Origin of the sequence: Myroides profundi (assembly GCF_000833025.1) — a bacterium.
In the GTDB taxonomy this organism is placed as follows: domain Bacteria; phylum Bacteroidota; class Bacteroidia; order Flavobacteriales; family Flavobacteriaceae; genus Flavobacterium; species Flavobacterium profundi_A.
The window spans coordinates 907,808-929,457 of sequence record NZ_CP010817.1 but is presented as its reverse complement, the minus strand read 5'-3'; the positions used below and the strand labels follow the sequence as shown (position 1 = coordinate 929,457).

The 21,650-nt window shown below is 33.3% G+C and carries 23 protein-coding genes and 2 tRNA genes; 13 read left to right on the top strand and 12 right to left on the bottom strand.

All coding sequences use genetic code 11. The annotated features are described in order from the left end of the window. The first annotated feature begins 83 nt into the window (after positions 1–83). The 5 genes from MPR_RS04240 (at position 84) to MPR_RS04220 (ending at position 4,684) form a co-directional block, all read left to right on the top strand. Positions 84–617: an AAA family ATPase gene (locus tag MPR_RS04240; protein ID WP_006257043.1), complete on the top strand. Its 534-nt coding sequence runs from the start codon at positions 84–86 to the stop codon at positions 615–617. A 108-nt stretch (positions 618–725) separates the two neighbouring features. Further along, positions 726–2,618: a RecQ family ATP-dependent DNA helicase gene (locus MPR_RS04235; protein WP_041889504.1), complete on the top strand. Its 1,893-nt coding sequence runs from the start codon at positions 726–728 to the stop codon at positions 2,616–2,618. Then, complete coding sequence (gene fmt, locus MPR_RS04230) at positions 2,615–3,559, top strand: methionyl-tRNA formyltransferase (protein WP_041889501.1); 945 nt, start codon at positions 2,615–2,617, stop codon at positions 3,557–3,559. The genes MPR_RS04235 and fmt overlap by 4 nt, the downstream gene beginning before the upstream one ends. Positions 3,560–3,725: 166 nt before the next feature. Then, on the top strand, positions 3,726–4,010 hold the full coding sequence (locus MPR_RS04225; RefSeq protein ID WP_041889498.1) for an HU family DNA-binding protein: 285 nt from the start codon (positions 3,726–3,728) through the stop codon (positions 4,008–4,010). A 107-nt stretch (positions 4,011–4,117) separates the two neighbouring features. Beyond that, on the top strand, positions 4,118–4,684 hold the full coding sequence (locus MPR_RS04220) for a YqgE/AlgH family protein (RefSeq protein WP_041889495.1): 567 nt from the start codon (positions 4,118–4,120) through the stop codon (positions 4,682–4,684). Between the two features lie 21 nt (positions 4,685–4,705). Here the strand turns inward: MPR_RS04220 and MPR_RS04215 are convergent, their stop codons facing one another. Next, entirely contained in the window at positions 4,706–5,548 is an 843-nt protein-coding gene (locus tag MPR_RS04215) for an aminotransferase class IV (RefSeq protein ID WP_041889491.1), read from the bottom strand. 56 nt (positions 5,549–5,604) lie between these two features. Next, the gene (locus tag MPR_RS04210; protein ID WP_041889488.1) at positions 5,605–5,991 is read right to left on the bottom strand and encodes an START-like domain-containing protein; all 387 of its coding nucleotides are present in this window, start codon (positions 5,989–5,991) and stop codon (positions 5,605–5,607) included. Positions 5,992–6,134: 143 nt separating this feature from the next. Between MPR_RS04210 and MPR_RS04205 the strand changes: the two genes are divergently transcribed. The 5 genes from MPR_RS04205 (at position 6,135) to MPR_RS04185 (ending at position 8,655) form a co-directional block, all read left to right on the top strand. Continuing rightward, positions 6,135–6,208: transfer RNA gene (locus MPR_RS04205), tRNA-Met, on the top strand. A gap of 147 nt (positions 6,209–6,355) precedes the next feature. Then, the gene (locus MPR_RS04200) at positions 6,356–6,988 is read left to right on the top strand and encodes an NAD(P)H-dependent oxidoreductase (RefSeq protein WP_041889485.1); all 633 of its coding nucleotides are present in this window, start codon (positions 6,356–6,358) and stop codon (positions 6,986–6,988) included. Positions 6,989–7,100: 112 nt separating this feature from the next. Beyond that, positions 7,101–7,173, top strand: a tRNA-Met gene (locus MPR_RS04195). A gap of 112 nt (positions 7,174–7,285) precedes the next feature. Beyond that, positions 7,286–7,981: a hypothetical protein gene (locus tag MPR_RS04190; RefSeq protein WP_041889482.1), complete on the top strand. Its 696-nt coding sequence runs from the start codon at positions 7,286–7,288 to the stop codon at positions 7,979–7,981. A gap of 41 nt (positions 7,982–8,022) precedes the next feature. Next, positions 8,023–8,655 carry a hypothetical protein gene (locus tag MPR_RS04185; protein WP_041889479.1) on the top strand — a complete coding sequence of 211 codons (633 nt, stop codon included), beginning with the start codon at positions 8,023–8,025 and terminating at the stop codon, positions 8,653–8,655. Positions 8,656–8,689: 34 nt separating this feature from the next. Here MPR_RS04185 and MPR_RS04180 read toward each other — a convergent pair whose 3' ends face one another. The 8 genes from MPR_RS04180 to MPR_RS04145 form a co-directional block, all read right to left on the bottom strand. After that, positions 8,690–9,340, bottom strand: coding sequence for a DEAD/DEAH box helicase (locus MPR_RS04180; RefSeq protein ID WP_025124418.1), 651 nt, complete (start codon positions 9,338–9,340; stop codon positions 8,690–8,692). 3 nt (positions 9,341–9,343) lie between these two features. Continuing rightward, positions 9,344–10,516: a sigma-54-dependent transcriptional regulator gene (locus MPR_RS04175; protein WP_041889476.1), complete on the bottom strand. Its 1,173-nt coding sequence runs from the start codon at positions 10,514–10,516 to the stop codon at positions 9,344–9,346. Between the two features lie 28 nt (positions 10,517–10,544). Then, on the bottom strand, positions 10,545–11,858 hold the full coding sequence (locus MPR_RS04170) for an ABC transporter permease (RefSeq protein WP_041889473.1): 1,314 nt from the start codon (positions 11,856–11,858) through the stop codon (positions 10,545–10,547). Position 11,859: 1 nt separating this feature from the next. Continuing rightward, positions 11,860–12,780 (bottom strand): ABC transporter ATP-binding protein, encoded by a 921-nt coding sequence (locus tag MPR_RS04165; protein WP_041889468.1) that lies wholly within the window; start codon positions 12,778–12,780, stop codon positions 11,860–11,862. 186 nt (positions 12,781–12,966) lie between these two features. Continuing rightward, positions 12,967–14,091: a molecular chaperone DnaJ gene (gene dnaJ / locus MPR_RS04160; protein WP_006257057.1), complete on the bottom strand. Its 1,125-nt coding sequence runs from the start codon at positions 14,089–14,091 to the stop codon at positions 12,967–12,969. Between the two features lie 33 nt (positions 14,092–14,124). Next, entirely contained in the window at positions 14,125–14,715 is a 591-nt protein-coding gene (locus MPR_RS04155; RefSeq protein ID WP_041889465.1) for a nucleotide exchange factor GrpE, read from the bottom strand. Between the two features lie 177 nt (positions 14,716–14,892). Next, positions 14,893–15,795 carry a TIGR01777 family oxidoreductase gene (locus MPR_RS04150; protein WP_041889463.1) on the bottom strand — a complete coding sequence of 301 codons (903 nt, stop codon included), beginning with the start codon at positions 15,793–15,795 and terminating at the stop codon, positions 14,893–14,895. Beyond that, positions 15,795–16,256 (bottom strand): DUF4442 domain-containing protein, encoded by a 462-nt coding sequence (locus MPR_RS04145; RefSeq protein ID WP_006257060.1) that lies wholly within the window; start codon positions 16,254–16,256, stop codon positions 15,795–15,797. Before MPR_RS04145 ends, MPR_RS04150 begins: the two co-directional genes overlap by 1 nt. Positions 16,257–16,408: 152 nt before the next feature. Between MPR_RS04145 and MPR_RS04140 the strand changes: the two genes are divergently transcribed. Both MPR_RS04140 and MPR_RS04135 read left to right on the top strand, forming a co-directional pair. Next, positions 16,409–16,750, top strand: a complete 342-nt coding sequence (locus MPR_RS04140; protein ID WP_006257061.1) for a PadR family transcriptional regulator — start codon at positions 16,409–16,411, stop codon at positions 16,748–16,750. Continuing rightward, positions 16,743–18,263, top strand: a complete 1,521-nt coding sequence (locus MPR_RS04135; RefSeq protein ID WP_041889460.1) for a PspC domain-containing protein — start codon at positions 16,743–16,745, stop codon at positions 18,261–18,263. The genes MPR_RS04140 and MPR_RS04135 overlap by 8 nt, the downstream gene beginning before the upstream one ends. Positions 18,264–18,342: 79 nt before the next feature. Here MPR_RS04135 and MPR_RS04130 read toward each other — a convergent pair whose 3' ends face one another. Both MPR_RS04130 and MPR_RS04125 read right to left on the bottom strand, forming a co-directional pair. Then, positions 18,343–19,050, bottom strand: coding sequence for a YiaD family glycine zipper/OmpA-like lipoprotein (locus tag MPR_RS04130; RefSeq protein ID WP_041889457.1), 708 nt, complete (start codon positions 19,048–19,050; stop codon positions 18,343–18,345). Between the two features lie 31 nt (positions 19,051–19,081). Next, a complete protein-coding gene (locus tag MPR_RS04125) occupies positions 19,082–19,627 on the bottom strand; it encodes a lipocalin family protein (RefSeq protein ID WP_041889454.1) in 546 nt (181 codons plus the stop codon). Between the two features lie 87 nt (positions 19,628–19,714). On the opposite strand from MPR_RS04125, the gene htpG reads away from it, so the two are divergent. Then, on the top strand, positions 19,715–21,571 hold the full coding sequence (htpG, locus tag MPR_RS04120; protein WP_041889451.1) for a molecular chaperone HtpG: 1,857 nt from the start codon (positions 19,715–19,717) through the stop codon (positions 21,569–21,571). The last annotated feature ends 79 nt before the right edge of the window (positions 21,572–21,650 follow it).

The window sequence follows — 21,650 nt, the reverse complement described above, 5'->3', positions numbered from 1 at the left end:
CTATAATTTTCAAAAGATGTAGTTAAAACTCTTTTGCAGACCACATTTTATTGTACTTTTGCACCTTTGATATTTACAGCAAAATGGACACAAAAATAATCTTAATCATTGGAGGACCCGGATCTGGTAAAACTACGTTGATTAACGAACTTACTAACAAAGGATATGTTTGCTATCCAGAAATATCTCGTGCGGTAACGAAAAAAGCCCAAGAAAAAGGTATTGATCAATTGTTCTTAACAGAACCTCTATTATTCAGCCAATTACTTTTAGAAGGAAGAATCGAACAACATAAAGATGCTGTTAAAGAGTCAGCGAATATTGTTTTTATAGATAGAGGCATTCCTGATGTATTAGCTTATATGCATTATACAGGAGATAAATACCCTGAGAGTTTTGATATAGCATGTAAACAACATCTATACCACCAAATATTCTTATTACCACCTTGGGAATCAATTTATCAAAGTGATGAACAACGTTATGAGAATTTTGAACAAGCAAGCCAAATACACGAGCATCTTATCTCAACATACAAAAACTATGGTTACGATCTAATCGAAGTACCAAGAGATACAGTTGAGAATAGAATTGATTTTATATTAAGCAGAATTTAAGAAATCATCATATTTGAGTTAAAAGGGTTATAGTATTCAAACTATAACCCTTTTATTTACAACAAATTTCGTAAATTCGTTATCATATTTACATATTTCTGCTAGAACATGACTACACCTATTGAAATTCTACAAAAATACTGGAATTACGACAGCTTTCGAGAACCTCAGAAAGACATTATAGATTCTGTCCTAGCAAAAAACGATACTTTTGCTTTACTACCTACTGGTGGTGGAAAAAGTATCTGTTTTCAAATTCCTGCACTTCTATTACCAGGGACATGTTTAGTAGTTTCACCCCTGATCGCTCTAATAGAAGACCAAGTAAACAACCTTAACAAACTAAATATAAAAGCGACCTCTATTATAGGTGGTACGCCAATGCATGAGATAGATGCCATCTTTGATAACTGTTTATATGGAAATTATAAATTCCTTTATATTTCTCCTGAACGCTTAAAGCAGACATGGATTCTAGAACGAATAGAAAAGCTTAAAATCAATCTCATTGCCATAGATGAAGCACACTGTATCTCACAATGGGGACATGACTTTAGGCCTGCTTATCTAGAGCTTGGAAAACTACGTGAACTATTCCCTGAAATTCCTATTATAGCACTAACGGCATCTGCAAACCAAAAAGTAGTAAAAGACATCTGTACAAATCTAAAACTAAATTCTCCTAAGCTCTTCACCAAAAGCTTCTTGAGAGAAAACTTGATTTATGGCGTCTATAAAGTAGAAAACCAATTAACAATGGTTTTGCGCATACTACAAAAGAACCCTGCTCCTACAATAATATATGTACGCAATAGAAAAGAAGCTTACTTCTTCTCTAACCAATTAAATCAAATGAACCACAAGACTACTTTTTTTCACGGAGGTCTCTCTATTATTGAAAAAAAGAAAAGAATGCAAGATTGGATAGAGGAGAAAACACCAATCATAGTAGCTACCAATGCTTTTGGGATGGGGATTGACAAAAAGAATGTAAAGAATGTAATCCATATACAGATACCCGAAAACATAGAGAACTATTACCAAGAAGCAGGACGAGCAGGACGAGATGGCAATAAAGCATTTGCAACAATGTTAGTGACAGCACAAGAAATTAAGCAAAACAATGAGATGTTCGAAACGAACCTTTTTGATAAAGAATTTCTGAAACGCGTTTATCGAAAACTCAATAACTTTCTTAGTATAGCGTATGGAGAAGGGTATAATTGTACCTATAGTTTAAATTTTAATAAGTTTTGTAATCACAATAACTTCCCTCATAGAAAAGCCTATAACGCATTACAGTTCTTGGATAGACAAGGTATTATTCGATTGTCAGAAAACAATAAAAACAAAACTAAGCTACTCTTCACTGCTCCTAGTAGTGAAATATTAGACATAACGTATGACAATGAAAGCTATGAAAATATCATTCACTTTATATTGCGTACCTATACAGGTATACATGAGTATGAACAAGATATAGATTTAAGCTTAATAGAACAACATACTGGAGAAACTCAGGAGAGCATTATAGCATGTTTAAAGGAGTGTCACGATCAAAACTTATGTAACTACATTCCTGAAGAGAATGATCTCACAGTTATCTTTAATGAAGCTTGGGAAGAGGATAGAGTACTATACCGTACATTCCCTTATCTTAAGCAACAAAATGAACAAAAGATAAATCAATATAAATCACTCATATTTTATATTGAAAATGAAGATATTTGTAAAAATAAAATACTTCTAAAGTATTTTGATGAAGAGAAAACAAATGATTGTGGTACTTGTTCTACTTGTATTTCTAATAAACAAAAACACAAAACGAATAGTACGAGTATAGATAGAATATTCAATATACTATCTGATACACCTAGTTCTATTCAAGAATTAGAAACAATACATGGTATCAATAGAGAAGACATTGTCTACTCACTTCAAATATTACAAGAACAAAATAAAATTAAAATAAACCTAGAAAATCAATATTCAGTAATATGAAAGACTTACGTATCGTATTCATGGGAACTCCAGACTTCGCTGTCGGAATTCTAGATGCTATATATACAAATAACTATAATGTGGTAGCTGTAATTACTGCTCCTGATAGACCTGCTGGTAGAGGACAAAAGATTAAATACTCTGCTGTAAAAGAATATGCACTAGAGAAAAATCTACCAATTCTACAACCTACAAACTTAAAAGACGGACAATTCATAGAAGAATTAAAAAGCTACAATGCTAATCTTAATGTTGTAGTAGCCTTTAGAATGCTACCTGAAGTAGTTTGGAAGATGCCAGAGCTAGGAACCTTTAACCTACATGCATCCCTACTACCTGATTACAGAGGTGCTGCTCCAATTAACTGGGCTGTCATCAATGGAGAGACGACTACTGGTGTATCTACATTCTTTATAGATGAAAAAATAGATACAGGAGCAATCATTCTTAAAAAAGAAACTAATATTGGTAATGATGAGAATGCAGGTGAACTGCATGATAGACTAATGATATTAGGTGCTTCTACTGTACTTGAGACATTAGAGTTAATAAAGTCAGATAAGGTTATTACAATAACACAACCAAAAGAAGAAACCAAAACAGCTTATAAGCTAAATAAGGATAACACTAAAATTGACTTTACAAAAACAGGTTCTCAAATACACAACCTTATTAGAGGACTTAGTCCATACCCTACAGCATGGTGTTTCTTTAAAGACAATAACACAGAGTGGACAGTCAAAATATATGAAGCTAGTTATGAAGAACATAGTCATAATTATAACATTGGGAAAGTGGTTTCTAGCAAAAAAGAGATTAAAATTGCTGTCGAAAAAGGTTTTATCAATATTTTAAGACTTCAATTCCCAGGTAAAAAGCCTATGAAAGCCAATGATTTACTAAATGGAGTCACTTTTACAGAGGATACAATAGCCCTATAAAACACTAAAAATCAGCAATTAAGAAATTTATAGTTTATTTTAGCTTTTAATTCTCTTTGATTTATCAAATTTTTATTTTTTTTTATGCAAAAGACTTGCTTTATTACAGAATTACCCTAAATTTGTATAAGGACGTTAATAAAGTTAACCTTTAAAAAAAATTATTATGAACAAAACTGAATTAATTGATGCAATTGCTAAAGATGCAGAAATCAGCAAAGTGGCTGCTAAAAAAGCATTAGAATCATTCTTATCAAATGTTGAAACTACTTTAGGTAAAGGTGAAAAAATTTCTTTAGTTGGTTTTGGATCTTGGTCAGTATCTGATAGAGCTGCAAGAGAAGGAAGAAACCCTCAAACTGGAAAAACAATCAAAATTGCTGCTAAAAAAGTAGTGAAATTTAAAGCTGGTTCTGAATTAGAAAACGCTGTAAACAAGAAGAAAAAATAATATTAGATTAATATTAAACACTTTTTCGAAAATATAAAGCCTCACTAACTTAAGTGAGGTTTTTTTATTATATTAGAAGTTGAATTACATCTGATAGTTTTATAAATATGATTCATTCACTTTCTATACAAAGAGGAGATCAATTAATCTCACTACCTAGTGCTCATAATGCCGATCTTATTTTCTCAAGATCAATTATTTTATTAACAGAACATAGTCAGGATGGTTCAGTTGGTTTTATTTTAAATAAACCATTAGATCTCACCTTGTCTGATTTATTACCAAACGTAGAGTCGGCATTTACTATATATGACGGAGGCCCTGTTCAAAAAAATAGAATATTCTATATCCATACTAGACCAGAACTGATTCCGGATAGCATACATATTGTTGATGATCTATACTGGGGAGTAGACTTTGAAGAGTTAAGTAATATCCTGTCTTTAGGAATATTAAATAAAAATGATATCCGCTTCTTTTTAGGATATTCAGGTTGGGACTGTGATCAATTAAAAAATGAAATTGAAGATAATTTTTGGGTAACTTCTAATAAGTTAGAAACAAAGAGTATTTTTTATCAGTCTCCTAAAGACTTATGGAAAAGTTCTTTAGCTAAACTAGGAAAAAAATACTCTTTATGGTTAAATGCTCCAAAAAACCCTAATTTTAATTAAGTTATCTAGATTAGACATTCATTACATTAATCTAATTTTAGCATTCAATCTATTAATAAGATCTGCTGCTAAAGTATTAGTATATTCTTTTTTACGATATTTTGTCACAGGTTGGATCCCCATGATTACATTCGTAACAAATAATTCATCTGCTTTTTGTAGTTCAAATGGTGAAATTATACCTTCTTCAAACGTATATTCAGTTTGCTTCTGTAGTAACTCTATCACTTGCTTTCTCATAACACCTTTCACACATCCATCAGACAAAGGCGGAGTCTTTACTACATTATCCTTTACAATAAAAATATTACCATTTAATGCCTCTACAATGTTCTTAGCATCATTCAACAATAAACAGTTTTGATAACCATTCTCTTCAGCGAAGATACTACCAGTTACGTTTATCAGTCTATTATTTGTTTTTAAAGTTGATAATAAGTGTGAAGTCACATAAAAGTCCTTATACAATTCGATTTCATAATCCTTTGTATTCAGACTATATACTCCATTGTTTAAAAGCTCTGCCGAAACAATATAACCTATTTTTCTAGTCGTAGGTAGATATTTACCTTCAGCATCTCTATATGCTGTAAAACGCACTCTAAATGCATTTATAACTGATTCAAGGCTATTGATTGTTTTAAGTATTTCTTCTTGAAAATACTCCATTGTAAATTCCATAGGAATCTCCATACGCAGAATACGCATAGAAGACATTAATCTAAAGTAGTGGTCTTCTAAGAATAAAACCTTTCCATCTAAAACCCTAACTGTTTCAAAAACAGCATCACCATATAAAAAACCTCTATTATGTTCTACAGATACGTTGCTATTAGAAACAATTTTGCCGTTAACATTAATCATATATTTCTTTTCTTCTGATTACTATTAACGGCAAATATAAGTTATATTTTATGGAATTATGCAGAACCTAATACTTGTTTTAAGTCCATGATTTGATTTTCCCATAATTGTTTTGATTCATTGATTTCATCTGGTTCAGCGAAATCTGTAACGATAATAGTTACATCTTTTGTCAATTCATCTTTATTGATTTTTAACTCAAAGAAGTAATCAGTCTCTTTATCATTTTCATCTAACCATCTATATCGAACTCTCTCATCAGCTTTACGAGTCACAACACGAGCTTTCTCTTCAGAATCTCCCCACATAAAAGAATATATCTCACCACGTGAATTTACATTATCAGCGAACCACTCGCTTAGCCCTGAGGGATCCGAAATATACTGATACAATAATTGCGGAGATGAATTAATTGAGAATTCTAGTTCGTATTTTTCTTTCATAGCCTTTTATAAAATTTATAATTTTTCGAATATAATCATATTTTGCAAATAAAAAAATATTTTTTTTCTCATTCTCTATTTGCATTATAAAGTTTTTGTTCTATATTTGCACCCGCATTACAGAAGTAACGCAGCCTAATAATGGCGAGGTAGCTCAGTCGGTTAGAGCGCAGGATTCATAACCCTGAGGTCACGGGTTCAACTCCCGTCTTCGCTACAAGGTAAAAGGACATCTTATCTAAGATGTCCTTTTTTTATTTATAGACTATTGTACATTTAATAACTACCGAACTATCATAGAAATGTACCTACTACTGTCTAAAAACTCCCTGTACGTTTGTCCTCTTTAAATAATTAAATAAAGATGATAGAATACAAAACAAAAAAGATCTTAGTAATCAATGGTCATCCAGACCCATACAGTTATAATGCTGCTTTAGCACAAAGCTATTTAGAAGCTTTGCACAACACACCCAATATTGAAATAAGATATTTAGCACTACATTCATTAGAGTTCAATCCTAATTTAGAATTTGGCTATAGAAAACGCACAGAGCTAGAGCCTGATTTACTAAAAGCCTTAGATGATATAAAATGGAGCAACCATTTGGTATGGATACATCCTCTATGGTGGGTGGGTCTTCCTGCTCTAATGAAAGGTTTTTTTGACAGAGCCTTCTTACCTGGCATCGCATTTAACCATATCTCTACAACAGAAACAATAGGTCTCTTAAAAGGACGTACAGCTAGAATAATAACAACAGGTGGTGACCTTAGCCAAGAAGTTTACACAACTGTTTTTAATGATAGTGGTCTTCTTCAACTTAAAACAGGTATTTTAGAGTACTGCGGTGTAGAAGTAACAGACAGTACTTTCATCGGTTTAATGAATAATTTATCATTAGAAGATCGACAAAACTGGTTAAAGGAAGTTCAAAACTATGCAATAATAGACTCTAAACCTCATAATGTCGATATATGCCCAAAAACCTTATAAAAACAACAACCTTAATAACAACACATTAACCATAAAAATAAAATATTTTTAAAAATAAAAGCTTCTATCCCTTGCATGGTTACTATTTAGTAGTATATTTGCACCACAATATCGCGGGATAGAGCAGTAGGCAGCTCGTCGGGCTCATAACCCGAAGGTCACAGGTTCGAGTCCTGTTCCCGCTACTACCAAGGAGACTTATTTAAGTCTCCTTTTTTTATACCCTATTTTTACTTTGCCTTATCTAAATCAACTTCTCAATAATTTTATATTTTTACACTTTGATAAAAGATAAAGATGAAATATACTTCAGATACTTTCCCTGAATTAGTTACTCTTACGAATCCTAAATTAACTTTGTTGGTTCGCATTGTATTTCTACTTTTTACCACATTTTTATTAGTATTATTATATCTTCTTCCTTTTGCTTTAATAAACGACTATACAAACAGTACTGAGGCTTATATACTTATAGGTCTATATGTTTTACTACTCACCTACGGTATATATAAGTTCTTAAAAGAGTATAAAAAGAAAAATACTACTGCCATACAGAAAATTATAGTCAATAAACTAGGAATACAATACCACAAACTCAATGGAGAAATAGAACACTTATTATATAAAGACCTCAACAAGTCTAAACAACCTTATTCTAAAGATATTTTTACAAAAACAACAGGAGTCAATATAAGCAGTAAAATGGTATTAAAAGTGCTTTACAATCATCAGGAACGCACTGTATCTTTTCAGAATACTGATATTTTTTACACATCCATTTCAACTAATTCTAGAGAACTTAGACAGCACTTCTTACAAGGAGTTACATTATACAGACCAGACTTAAGAATAGCTGATAGTGTATATACTGATTTTTTTATCAATCCTAGCAGCTTTGAATTTGATAAAAAAGGATACAAAAAAACAATGATTATCGCACTCATTATATCAATAATAATATTAGCTATTGTCTTTTTATCAATCAATCTTTAACCCGCGTATTAACCATCAATCAACAGAATCCATATAACAATATGAACAAAACTCTATTAGCCTTAGCATTTCTTTGTTTTAGCTTAAATTCGATTGCTCAAATAAACCAAAGATTAAAACCAAAAGACCAAAAGTTTAAAGATATAATTGAAGAACTAGGTAATCCACTAGAAGGAACACCTAAAATGATTATCAATTATATGGGAGATAAAACAGGGAGTTATTTGTGGTTCTTTAATGAGCGAAAAGCAATCAAACCAAGTTATTTATCTAACAAACCTACAGATATATTGTCTGGCATCTATATAGAAGACCATGGTGGAATATTGGAAAAAATTAAATTCAAAGACTACGCTGAAGGTCTAGCACAGCCAGAATTTTTATATGATTACTGTATCGTTACAGATATAGATAGAGATGGTAAACCAGAATTTTACCTAACCTATTTTATGAATTCTGATGGTCTAGATGCAAAGCCATTAAAAGTAATCATATATACTGCTAAAGCAAATAGTTATGAACTTTATAAATCTAAGGTTACAGCTTATATTCCTTATCAAGAAGAAGATAAATATCACATAGAAGAAGACAATAACTTCAAACAACTTCCTGCTACAATAAAGAAAAAAGCTTTAAGTATCTTAGCTGAAGTCAAAAACAAAAACATATTATAAAAGAAAAGGCTGTCCTTCTAGACAGCCTTTTCTTTTATTCATTATCCTCTTCTTCTTCGTCATCATCGTAGAAGTCAAACCACTCCGCATCTTCACTAAGAGACTTATCAGCAAACATATCTAATTGTTCAACAAACTCGGTAGCTAAATAAAGACGTTGTGTTTTCCCGATACTTTCTGACAATCTGTGTAAACGCGGTTCTAAGCGATTTCTAAGCTGAATATCTATATCATCTATAATATACATCCTCAACTGATTTACGTCAAACCCTGCGCTTGCAAACATCTCATTCAATCGATTAGCAGTACCTATCAAGATATCATTTCCTAATGAAAGTAGATTCTTATCTTCATCTAAATCTGTATAATCATGTACTCCATAGATTCTAAGGTCCGTATATCTACTATACTCTTCGAAGACTTCCATTAATCTCTCTACCTCAAACTTATCTTTAACAACAATCAATACTCTTGTAGCGATCTCTCCTTCTACAGGTCTTTCAGTACGCTGTAGAGCTGCGATTATCATAGCCGTTGTTTTCCCCTGCTCTTTAGGTCCAAAAATCACTACATCTCTCCCACTTTTAATTGTTCCAAAAGTTTTCTTTTGAAGAGTAGTTGGTTCTAAAAGACCGTTCTTACTTAAGTTCTCTTGTAAAGTACTATTTATCTTTTTTAATTTCATATTCTATTTATTTGCAAACATCTCGACATCTTGTTTCGAAACTTCCTTGCCTCCTAATATTATTAATCTTTCTATTATGTTTCTCAACTCACGGATATTACCAGTCCAGTCATACTGTTGTAACAATTCGATAGCTTCACTACTAAACACTTTTGGAGCTGTTCCTTGCTCTTTGGCTATTTGACTGACAAAATGATCCGTTAATAAAGGAATATCATCTCTACGGTCGTTTAATGCAGGTACTTTGATTAAAATAACAGCTAAGCGATGATATAAATCCTCTCTGAAGCGTCCTTCCTCTATTTCTTTCCTAAGATCTTTATTCGTAGCCGCAATAACACGCACATCTACTTTCAAATCTTTTTCTGCTCCCACACGTGTAATCACATTCTCTTGTAATGCTCGAAGCACTTTTGCTTGAGCAGACAGGCTCATATCCCCTATTTCATCTAGAAATATAGTTCCATGATTAGCTTGCTCAAATTTACCTGGTCTATCTTTTACAGCAGAAGTAAAAGCTCCTTTTACATGCCCGAATAATTCGCTCTCTATTAACTCTGAAGGAATAGCAGCGCAATTCACTTCTACTAACATATTTTGAGCGCGATTACTTTGCAAATGTATCTGATGAGCCACTAATTCTTTTCCTGTACCATTAGGTCCCGTTATCAATACTCTTGCTTCTGTAGGAGCTACTTTTTCGATAATATCTTTTATCTGACTGATAGGTTCACTATTTCCTATCATCTCATATTTCTTCCCTACTTTTTTCTTTAAGATTGTATTCTCTACTACTAGCTTACTAGTATCTAAAGCATTTCTTACTGTAGTTAATAACCTATTTAAATCAGGTGGTTTTGAAATATAGTCAAAAGCACCTAGACGCATTGTATTTACAGCAGTCTCTAAATCTCCATGTCCAGATATCATTACGAATACTGTATCTGGCTTTATCTTTTTAGCTGCCACTAACAGTTCCTCACCATCCATCTTAGGCATCTTGATATCCGAGATTACTAAATCATAATCTTCACCTGTTATCTTTTGTAATGCCTCTTCTCCATTCTCAGCAGCGTCTACTACATACTCAGAAGACTCTTCTTCTAGAATCTTTACTAACACTCTACGAATAGCAGCTTCATCTTCTACTATTAATATTTTAGATGTTTTCCCCATATATTATAATTCAAAGCAATTTATAACACTAGTATTTAAGCCACTTATAAAGCTCTTTCCATGAAGGTCTCTTTCCGTACATTAACACTCCAATACGATATATCTTAGCCGCTATCCATACTACTAGTATAAAGGTAAGAAATAGAATAATAATTGACACTATAACTTCCCACAAAGGTACACCGAAAGGTATTCTCATCAACATAACAATCGGAGATGTAAATGGAATCATAGAAAACACAGTAGCTACTGTCCCATGAGGATCCTTCATTACAGTAAAGAAACCAATATACACACCTAACATTAAAGGCAATAAAATAGGTAATAAGAACTGTTGAGTATCTGTTTCATTATCTACAGCAGCTCCAATAGCTGCATATAATGAACTATATAAGAAATAACCTCCAATAAAGAAAATGATGAAATAGATAAACAGAGAAATCAAAGGCAAACTTAATATCTCACTCACATAGTTCTGTACATCGAACATTATTTCATTCGAAATCATCCCATTAGCAGCTTGCATAGCTTCAGCACTTCCTGCTCCTGGCATAGCATTGATACCTAATACACTACTTGCTACACCTAATAGAATGGCTCCTACTACTCCCCAGATAAGGAATTGTAGCAACCCTGCCATAGATGTTCCCACTATTTTCCCCATCATCAACTGAAAAGGCTTTACAGATGAAATAATAATTTCTATAATACGGTTTGTCTTTTCTTCTATCACAGAACGCATCACCATATTTCCATAGATAATAATAAACATCATGATAAAGTATCCAAATAACCCACCGATAATAATCTTAATTTCATTAAGCCCTTTTACAGTAGCTTCTCCATCTGCTTTCACTAGTTTTAAGTTTACATCTGCTTTAGCTTTATCTATCACAGAGATATCGATTCCACTTTGTTCTAAATTGATATGTGTTATCTTATCTCCTAACAATAACTCTACTTTGCTAACAAAACTTAGACTAGGACTTTCATTAGAAATATAAGTTACACTTTCTTGATAATCTCCTATATTATCAGACTTCGGAACATAGACTATCCCTTCGTACTTTTCCTCTTTCACTCCCTCTTTAAGAATATCTAGATCTACTGCGGATAAATCTTGATATTCAAAAGCTTCATTACTTTCAAACTGAGTTACAAATAATCCACTCTCATCGTGAATAGCTATTTTCTTTACCTCCCCTTTCATACTGCTTAGATAAGCAATAAATACAGTTAGCAAAACAAAAAATATAGGACTAACGAAAGTCATTACGATAAACGACTTATTGCGCACTTTAGCAATGAACTCTCTTTTTATTATTAATGGTAGTATATTCATATTACTTACTTACAGATTGAATAAAAATATCGTTTACAGTTGGTAATTTTTCTACGAAGTGAGTTACCTGTCCATTCACTGACAAGATATTTAATAACTCATTAGGCATTTTTGTACCTAAGTCCACTTCTAACTGTACTTCGTTATTCAGTGATTTAAAACGAGTACTCTCAAACTTAAACTTATCACTCAATTCTAAAAACAAACGCTCGACATTATCACTTAATACGCCTACTTGATATAAGTTCGTTCTATGTTCTCTTTTCACATCTACTAACTTACCTTCTATTAGTTTGTTGGATTTATTAATCAATGCAATATAGTCACACATCTCTTCCACACTTTCCATACGGTGAGTAGAGAATATGATAGTAGTACCTTTTTCTTTTAACTCTAGGATTTCATCTTTTATGATATTTGCATTAACTGGGTCAAATCCTGAGAATGGCTCATCTAAGATAAGCAGTTTAGGCTCGTGTAACACCGTTACCACAAATTGTATCTTCTGAGCCATTCCTTTTGACAGCTCTTGAATCTTTTTATTCCACCATCCCTTGATATCTAGTTTATCAAACCAATAATCTAATTGACGTTTAGCTTCAGCTTTAGACAATCCTTTTAATTGAGCCAAGTACATAGCCTGCTCTCCTACTTTCATAGTTTTATACAGACCTCTTTCTTCAGGCATATAGCCTATATCTTGAATATGTCTTGGACTTAGAGGTTCTCCATCTAGTAAGATTTGCCCTGAGTCTGGATAAGTGATTTGATTTATTATACGGATTAAAGAAGTTTTACCTGCACCATTAGGTCCTAAAAGACCATAGATTGTACCCTTAGGTACAGTGAGAGATACTTTATTTAATGCTGTTTTATCAGAATATGTCTTTACCACATCCTTTACTTCTAATATAGATTGCATCGGTGAATTCAATTAATTTCTGTAAAAATAAGTAAATATTTGAAAACGGGAGAATGGGGACAGTTATTTTCGATATGGCATAAAAAAACCCAACCTTATTTGGATAAATAAGGTTGGGAAAAATTGCTATGAAAAAGAAAATCCACTGTTTAATAAGTGTCCTACAAATGTATAACTTATTTTCAATCAAGAAAACATTTCTTTCACTTTTTCAAAAAAAGATTTGTCATTTTTAGTCGGACTTGGTTTAAAGTTTTGATCCTCAAGCATTTGTTCAAAGAATTCTTTTTGCTCTTTGTTCAACTTTTTAGGTGTCCATACATTAATATGTACTAACAAATCACCATTTCCGTAACTATTTAAGCTTGGTAACCCCTTACCTTTTAGGCGTAAAATCTTACCAGACTGAATTCCTTCTTCTAATTTGATACGTACACGTCCTGTTACCGAATCAATTTCTTTACTTCCTCCAAGAGCTGCTTCTGCAAAACTTATGTATAAATCATAATGAAGATTATCTCCTTCACGTTGTAATGTATCGTGTTCTAATTCTTCTATTACTACTAATAAGTCTCCTGGTATACTATTCTTACCTGGTGCTTCATTTCCTTTTCCAGATACCTTCAGTTGCATACCATCTGCTACACCTGCAGGTATTTTGATTGATACAGTCTCATCGCTTACAATCATACCATCATTATCCGCTCCAGCAGGTTTGTGATCCATTACTTGACCACTTCCTTGACAACTATTACAAGGAGAAGCTGTTTGCATACGTCCAAACACAGTATTAGCTACTCGCATTACTTGCCCTGTACCATTACAGGTAGGACACGTTTTATAAGTAACCCCATCTGCTTGAACTTTGCGTTTTACTTTTATTTTTTTCTCTACTCCATTAGCGATATCTTCTAAAGTCAACTTCACTTTTATACGTAAGCTAGTTCCTTTCACTCTGCGTTGACCTCCGCCACCTCCGCCAAAGCCACCAAAGCCTCCGCCTCCGAATGCACTACCAAAGATGTCTCCGAACTGACTGAAGATATCATCCATATTCATATGACCTCCACCGCCGAAGCCACCTCCGCCTTCGAATGCTGCATGTCCATATTGGTCATATCTCGCTTTCTTATCCGCATCACTTAATACTTCATAAGCCTCAGCTGCTTCTTTGAACTTCTCTTCTGCTTCTTTATCTCCAGGATTCTTATCAGGGTGAAACTCAATTGCTTTCTTACGGTATGCTTTCTTTATAGCTGCAGCATCTGCACCTTTATCAATACCTAATATTTCGTAATAATCTTTTTTCATCTTTACTGTCTTTTACTTCCTATTTTAGAAAGATTACTGTCCTATAACTACTTTAGGGAAACGAATAACCTTCTCTCCTAGTTTATATCCTCTTTCTATAACGTCTACCACTTTACCTTTCATCTCATCTCCTGCAGGAATTTGTGTCACAGCTTCTGACAAATCGGCATTAAAGTCATCTCCTGCCTTTATCTCTACCTCTACTAACCCTTTGCTAGATAATGTATCTGTAAACTTAGTAGCGATTAACTTAATCCCTGTAAGATGATCACTATCTCCATGTTTCTCTAATTCTATAATAGCACGGTTAAAATCATCTAACACAGGCAATAAAGATAACATCACACCTTCACTAGCAGTACTTAAAAGCTCTAAACGCTCTTTAGCAGTACGCTTTCTAAAGTTCTCAAATTCAGCAAACAAACGTAAGTTTTTATCTTTTTCACTTGCTAATTGTTCAGCAAGTAATTCTTCGGCACTCTTCACTTCTTGCTCTACGTTCTCTTGTGCTTCAGCAGTATCTTGTACTACTTCTTGTTGAATTTCTTCTTGTTCTTTATTTATATCTTTATTTTCAGTACTCATGATTGTGTATTTATTATTCTTATTAACTGCTAACTTCATAGCAAATCCTTTGCCAACTTAGTCAATCTGTCATTATGACATTTTCATTATTAAGCTATATTCGTGCTAATTACCTCACTTATTCACTCAAAATAGCGATTTATATCACACTCCATAAAAAAAGGAAACTCTAGCATCCTAAAGTTTCCTTCTATCATTATCTATTGTACTTCTTCTTTATCCTTTAAAAAAGTCCTTTAAAGCCGCTTTTAACGTCTTAAATTTAAAATCAAATCCTGAACTGATAATCTTTTCACTACTTACTTTTTGTCCTTCCGTTACTAAGATTGCTTTTTCTCCTAGAGCTACTCGAATAACGCTTTCTGGTATAGCAGGTAGCCAAATAGGCTTCCCCATTGCTTCCCCTAAACTATTTGTAAACGCTCTATTCGTCAAAGGCTCTGGAGCTACGCCATTATAAATTCCCTCTAGCCCACGCTCTAAGACATAGACAAACAAGTTTACTAAATCATCAATATGAATCCAAGAATAATACTGCTTCCCTGTACCAATAGGTGCTCCTAACCATAATCTAACAGGTTTTATCATCGTAGCTAATGCGCACTCATGCAAATCTAATACTAAACCTATACGCACAAGACTCACCTTAATTCCCAATTCTCTAAAAGCTAAATTACCTCTTTCCCATTGTTCTACTACATTTCCTAAGAAGTTAGTAGCTTTTTGATAATGTTCTTCATCTTGTACCTCAGCTATATTACTGTAAATACCGATAGCAGATGCCCCAATAATATGTTTTATCTGGTGCGTATTTTCTTTCAGTACTTGATACAGAAAAGCAGTTGGTATAATACGGCTATCCAATATTAACTTCTTACCAGCCTTAGACCAAGAATCGGCTATACTGGACCCCGCAAGATGAATAATAGCGTCTACTCCTTCTAAACAAGAAATATCGATTTCTCCCTTATAAGGATCCCATACAAATCCTTTTGCACCCTTTACTTCATTCTTTCCTAAAGAACGCGTAAGGTAATGTACTTCATGACCTTGATTGATTAGAGATTGAGTTACTCTACTCCCGATAAAACCAGTAGCACCTGTTATCAGTACCTTCATTATTTTTTACTTCTTATTTTTAATGTCCATTCAAAGTTCATAACAGACACCTGATCACCATCCGCATTTCTTCCAATGCTCTTCATCCATACAGTCACTCCCTCACCAGTATCTATTGTTTTCTTTATTGCTTCATCTAATAAGGCTCCATCTACACATTCAAAAAAGATGCGCCCCGTTGCCTTCTTGGTAAAACTACTATTATTATTGGCTACTAGCATAGATATTTTCTCTCCACTCTCTGCAATCTTACGCATAACTAGTGCTCCTGTAGATAATTCTGCTGCCATAGCCTGTACAGCAAAGTACATGGAATTAAATGGATTCTGATTTTTCCAACCATGCTTAACAGTTGTAACTGCCCTTACATCAGATATTTCTTTCATACGCACACCTGTCCAATAAGCAGATGGCAATTTAAAAAACAAAAACTTATTAATATTCGATACGTTAAACTTCATAAAACTTAGATTTTTACTAAATATACAAAAAATGTTTATCCCTAACATAAATTTAACAAAAGTTAATTCTGTGTTAAAAAACAGTACTATGCAATACAAAGTACCTTCCTTTAGATATATCTTTGCTATAGAAAATAAGAAACACTATTACCATGAATATAGAAAACACAAAAGCTCAAATGCGAAAAGGTATTTTAGAGTTTTGCATTCTTTCTATTCTTAAAGAGAGAGATTGTTATACCTCAGAAATACTAGACGAATTAAAAAGCGTCAAGTTGGTAGTGGTAGAAGGTACAGTATATCCTTTACTAACTAGATTAAAAAATGATGATTACCTAGCTTATAGATGGGAAGAGTCCAGTTCTGGACCTCCACGCAAATACTACAAGCTAACCGAAAAAGGAGAATTATTTTTAGATGAATTAGCTAAAACATGGTATGAGTTAGCTAACGCAGTAAAAGAAATAACTACTAAAAAAATGAACGATGAATAAAACACTTACAATCAATATAGCAGGATCAGTTTTTCACATAGATGAAAATGCTTATCTAAAACTAGATCAATATCTAAAGGCAATCAAACGTTCGTTTCCTAAAGAAGAACAGGACGAAATCATTCATGATATTGAAATCAGAATAGCAGAACTATTCTCTGAGAATATTACAGACTCTAATCAAGTAATCACAATAGCTGACGTAGACAGAGTAATCTCTATTATGGGAAGTCCAGAAGACTATATAATAGATGAAGAACCAACTGCAAAAACAGAGACTAAATATGTCTACACAGGCACCAAAAAACTATACCGAGATGGTGAGAATGCTATGGTAGGTGGAGTATTAGCTGGTCTAGGTCACTACTTTAAGATAGACACGGTATGGATGAGAATTATCTTTATGATATTAGTATTATTCTACGGAACAGGAGTTTTATTATACCTTATCTTATGGATTATCGTACCAGAAGCGAAGACTACTTCTCAGATCTTAGAAATGAAAAGAGAGCCTATAAACATCTCTACTATTGAGAAAAAGGTAATGGAAAATGTTAATTATGTAACGAGCAAAATCAATGACGTAGACTACGAGCATATCAAAAATCAAACGAAAAGAGCTGGTGAACGCAGTGGTAAAATAATCCTAAATATCATCGGTATCTTCTTTATCATCATAAGTGTATTGTCAATATTTTCAAGCATAATTGGTATCTCTGCAGCTTTGATTAATAAAGAAATTATCTTAGAAGAAATAGGTTCTGAATTTCCTTTACTTTCTGCAGGAGTTTATCCATTTTGGGTGAGTACCTTATTACTAACTTCTTTAGTTACCCTTCCTTTCATCGGATTGTTAATTATAGGGTTACGCATGATCTATACTAACATTAAGTATGTAGCCCTTATCATAATTGGGTTATTACTACTGTGGTTTATTTCTTTAGGTTTATTCTCTATACCATTCTTAAATGCTAAAAACTATGAATCACGACACATCTATAGAACTGAATATACAGAGTCTGCTAAGGCTACCTCAGAATTCAGCTTTGATGAGGCTACTGATGAAATCAAAATCACATTAGTAACAGAGGATTATTTTAAATCAGATAAGTCAAAAACGGAAGGGTTTGAAGTAAAAGAGATCAACTCTCTTTTACCTATCGAAATAGAGTTCTTACCTACATTTCAAAACGAGATATACGGTACTTCAGAAGTTAAAGACTTTACTATCAATAAAAAGAAAAACAAGATCATAGAGATAGATTTGAACTTAACCAACTTAAATCAAGAAGGAAATCAATTAATCATTTCTAACAATCTATTTCCAGAAAACAAAACAAATGCAGATACTAAAAATGCCAAAATAGTATACACTATTTATATCCCAAAAGGAAAAAAAGTATACATCAGCGAACCAGTAAAAGCATTGATAAAATCAAACGAGACACTTACAGCTGGAGCGCATTGGTATGAGATGCAAGAGGACTCTACCCTTAAATGCTCTGACTGCTAGTAATATTAATTTTGTTTCAATTATTACCAATAAAAAAGGTTCCTTTTAAGGAACCTTTTTTTGTATCATATTCATCTGATTAGTAAGAACCAGATTCGTTATAAGCATCTCTGATCATTTTATCATTTGCTTTAATCGCAAACTCTACACGTCTATTCTTAGCTTGTCCTTCTTTTGTATCGTTAGAAGCTATAGGGTCAGCTACACCGAAACCATCTGTCTTCATACGATTAGCAGCTACTCCTTTAGACGCTAAATACTGTCTTACAGATGCTGCACGTTTTTTAGATAAGCTTAAGTTATACTCTTCTCTACCAGTATTATCCGTATATCCATATATCTCGATATCTGTATCTTGATTCTCAGGATCTTTAAATACTGTAATTAACTTGTCTAAATTATCTTTCGCTCTTTGTGTCAATGTTGAAGAGTTTAAATCGAAGTTTACAGAATTCTCTCCTAATACTAATTTGATTCCCTCTCCTACACGTTCTACTTGAGCACCAGGTACCGTGTTTTCGATCTGACGTGCTTGCTTATCCATCTTGTTTCCGATCACTCCTCCAGCAGCACCACCGATTACACCTCCAAGTACAGCACCTAGAGCACCGTTACCTCCTTTACCAATATTATTCCCTAAGATCCCTCCGATAATAGCTCCACCTGCAGCACCGATAGCAGCACCGCGTTGTGTCTTATTAGAGTTTTTAGCAGCTTCACATCCTGTTAAAGATACTGAAGAGATTAATAATGTTCCTGCTAATATAAATGTGGCTGTTTTTTTCATCTTGTTTTATTGTTTTGTTATAAAAGGTATATTAATTCTTAGTAAAGCGATATGTCACATCATACGATTGTCCACCTGCATAGAATTTATCAACTAACTCAAATGTATTAGCTGTTTGATTCTTCACACGTAGAGAATACCCTGTTGTTACATTTTTAGCTTTGACCCCCTCATCGACGAATTTAAATTCGAAGTTACCATTCGGAGTGACACTCCATTTAAAATCACTTGCAAAACTAGGACAGTCTCCTCCTTTTGTCAATTCTACTACCCCTGTATTATTGTTAGAAACGAATTTCCATTGGCTTCCAATAAAACATTGTGAATCAGCAATATTAAATGAACTCACTTTTACGAACTCACCACCGATGTGCTTGATATCCGTTAAAGTCCAATTCCCTTTTATCCCTACCTGAGACTTTGTGTCCATAGTAGGCTTACACGATGCTACTGCAAGAGCCAGTGCACCAAATAATACTAATTTTTTCATAGATTTTTTATTATTGTTACGTTTTCTTTTGTGCGATACTCTTCTCAAAGTTACGAAGAAATAAGATAACCTTGAGTTTTCTGACAAAGTGACACTCTTTTTGCTTTGGTATCTTTTTTGTCCTTACAACACTGTAAAAATATTAAAAATTCAAATAACATTAAACATACAACTATGACATCTGGAAAAATTAACGTTACAGTGGAGAACATCTTCCCACTTATTAAAAAGTTCCTTTACAGTGATCACGAAATTTTTTTAAGAGAGTTAGTATCTAATGCTACTGATGCTACATTAAAACTAAAACATTTAACGAGTATAGGGGAGGCTAATGTAGAATATGGAGACCCTATCATTGAAGTTAAAATAGACAAAGACAATAAAAAACTTCACATCATAGACCAAGGTCTAGGGATGACTAAAGAAGAAGTAGAAAAATACATTAATCAAGTTGCTTTCTCTGGAGCTGAAGAGTTCTTAGAAAAATATAAAGACTCGGCTAAAGACACAGGTATCATCGGACACTTTGGTCTAGGGTTCTACTCTGCTTTTATGGTAGCGGATAAAGTAGAAATCTTCACTAAATCATTTAAAGATGAGCCTGCTGCACATTGGACTTGTGATGGTAGCCCAGAGTATACTTTAGAAGCATGCGACAAAACGACTAGAGGTACTGAGATTGTATTACATATTGCGGAAGATTCACTAGACTTCTTAGAAGACTATAAAATCCGTGAGTTATTAGTAAAATACAATAAATTCATGCCTGTGCCTATTAAGTTCGGTACGCATGAAGAAGGTGAAGGAGATGATAAAGTAGAAATAGATACTATTATCAATAACCCTAACCCAGCATGGACAAAACAACCTGCTGACTTAAGTGATGAAGATTATAAGAACTTCTATAAAGAGTTATACCCTACTCAATTCGAAGATCCTTTATTCAATATCCATTTAAATGTAGATTATCCATTTAACCTTACAGGTATCTTATACTTCCCTAAGTTAAGTGCTGATCTTCAAATGCAAAAAGACAAAATCCAATTATACCAAAACCAAGTATTCGTAACAGATAATGTAGAAGGTATCGTTCCTGACTTTTTGACAATGTTAAAAGGGGTTATTGACTCTCCAGACATCCCTTTGAACGTATCTCGTTCTTACCTTCAAGCAGATGGTAATGTGAAGAAAATCTCTAACTATATCACTCGTAAAGTAGCGGATAAGTTAAAATCGTTATTTAACGAAAACAGAGAAGACTTCGAAAGCAAATGGAATGATATCAAAATCGTACTAGAATACGGTATGTTATCTGAAGAGAAGTTCTACGAAAAAGCTGGAGCATTCATGCTTTACCCTACTGTAGATAATAAATTCTATACATTAGAAGAATTAAAAGAAGCTACTAAAGATAACCAAACTGACAAAGATGGTAATTTAGTAATCTTATATGCTTCTAATAAAGATGCTCAACACAGCTATATCGCAGCTGCACAAGAGAAAGGATACCAAGTATTATTATTAGACTCTCCTATCGTATCTCACTTGATCCAAAAGTTAGAAAGCGATAATGAGAAAACTACTTTCGTACGTGTAGACTCTGACCATATCAATAACTTGATTAAGAAAGAGGATTCTGAAATCTCTAGATTATCTGAAGATGAACAAAAATCATTACAAGAGATCGTAGAGAATATCGTACCTAAGGATAAATATACTGTGAAGCTAGAAGCTATGGATAGCACAGCAGAGCCATTCATCATTACACAGCCTGAGTTTATGCGTCGTATGAAAGAGATGAGCCAGTCAGGTGGTGGAGGTATGTTCGGTATGGGTAACTTCCCTGAGATGTATAACCTAGTGGTGAATACGAACTCTCCTCTAGCATCTAACATCATTGGTAACGCTGATGAAACAACTAGAACAGAAAGTATCAAACAAGCAATGGACCTTGCAAAACTATCTCAAGGTTTATTAAAAGGTGAAGAACTTACTGCCTTCGTAAAAAGAAATTTCAACAATCTGAAATAAGATTATAGCACTTCCAGAGAAGCCCATAACAGCGATGTTATGGGCTTTTCTTATTTACAAACAGATCCCCTCGTTTTGT

What these genes read in the sequence shown, in the direction of transcription:
- MPR_RS04240 (WP_006257043.1), top strand. Translation starts at nt 84, where the DNA reads ATGGACACAAAAATAATCTTAATCATTGGAGGACCCGGATCTGGTAAA.
- MPR_RS04235 (WP_041889504.1), top strand. Translation starts at nt 726, where the DNA reads ATGACTACACCTATTGAAATTCTACAAAAATACTGGAATTACGACAGC.
- fmt (WP_041889501.1), top strand. Translation starts at nt 2,615, where the DNA reads ATGAAAGACTTACGTATCGTATTCATGGGAACTCCAGACTTCGCTGTC.
- MPR_RS04225 (WP_041889498.1), top strand. Translation starts at nt 3,726, where the DNA reads ATGAACAAAACTGAATTAATTGATGCAATTGCTAAAGATGCAGAAATC.
- MPR_RS04220 (WP_041889495.1), top strand. Translation starts at nt 4,118, where the DNA reads ATGATTCATTCACTTTCTATACAAAGAGGAGATCAATTAATCTCACTA.
- MPR_RS04215 (WP_041889491.1), bottom strand. Translation starts at nt 5,548, where the DNA reads ATGATTAATGTTAACGGCAAAATTGTTTCTAATAGCAACGTATCTGTA.
- MPR_RS04210 (WP_041889488.1), bottom strand. Translation starts at nt 5,991, where the DNA reads ATGAAAGAAAAATACGAACTAGAATTCTCAATTAATTCATCTCCGCAA.
- MPR_RS04200 (WP_041889485.1), top strand. Translation starts at nt 6,356, where the DNA reads ATGATAGAATACAAAACAAAAAAGATCTTAGTAATCAATGGTCATCCA.
- MPR_RS04190 (WP_041889482.1), top strand. Translation starts at nt 7,286, where the DNA reads ATGAAATATACTTCAGATACTTTCCCTGAATTAGTTACTCTTACGAAT.
- MPR_RS04185 (WP_041889479.1), top strand. Translation starts at nt 8,023, where the DNA reads ATGAACAAAACTCTATTAGCCTTAGCATTTCTTTGTTTTAGCTTAAAT.
- MPR_RS04180 (WP_025124418.1), bottom strand. Translation starts at nt 9,340, where the DNA reads ATGAAATTAAAAAAGATAAATAGTACTTTACAAGAGAACTTAAGTAAG.
- MPR_RS04175 (WP_041889476.1), bottom strand. Translation starts at nt 10,516, where the DNA reads ATGGGGAAAACATCTAAAATATTAATAGTAGAAGATGAAGCTGCTATT.
- MPR_RS04170 (WP_041889473.1), bottom strand. Translation starts at nt 11,858, where the DNA reads ATGAATATACTACCATTAATAATAAAAAGAGAGTTCATTGCTAAAGTG.
- MPR_RS04165 (WP_041889468.1), bottom strand. Translation starts at nt 12,780, where the DNA reads ATGCAATCTATATTAGAAGTAAAGGATGTGGTAAAGACATATTCTGAT.
- dnaJ (WP_006257057.1), bottom strand. Translation starts at nt 14,091, where the DNA reads ATGAAAAAAGATTATTACGAAATATTAGGTATTGATAAAGGTGCAGAT.
- MPR_RS04155 (WP_041889465.1), bottom strand. Translation starts at nt 14,715, where the DNA reads ATGAAGTTAGCAGTTAATAAGAATAATAAATACACAATCATGAGTACT.
- MPR_RS04150 (WP_041889463.1), bottom strand. Translation starts at nt 15,795, where the DNA reads ATGAAGGTACTGATAACAGGTGCTACTGGTTTTATCGGGAGTAGAGTA.
- MPR_RS04145 (WP_006257060.1), bottom strand. Translation starts at nt 16,256, where the DNA reads ATGAAGTTTAACGTATCGAATATTAATAAGTTTTTGTTTTTTAAATTG.
- MPR_RS04140 (WP_006257061.1), top strand. Translation starts at nt 16,409, where the DNA reads ATGAATATAGAAAACACAAAAGCTCAAATGCGAAAAGGTATTTTAGAG.
- MPR_RS04135 (WP_041889460.1), top strand. Translation starts at nt 16,743, where the DNA reads ATGAATAAAACACTTACAATCAATATAGCAGGATCAGTTTTTCACATA.
- MPR_RS04130 (WP_041889457.1), bottom strand. Translation starts at nt 19,050, where the DNA reads ATGAAAAAAACAGCCACATTTATATTAGCAGGAACATTATTAATCTCT.
- htpG (WP_041889451.1), top strand. Translation starts at nt 19,715, where the DNA reads ATGACATCTGGAAAAATTAACGTTACAGTGGAGAACATCTTCCCACTT.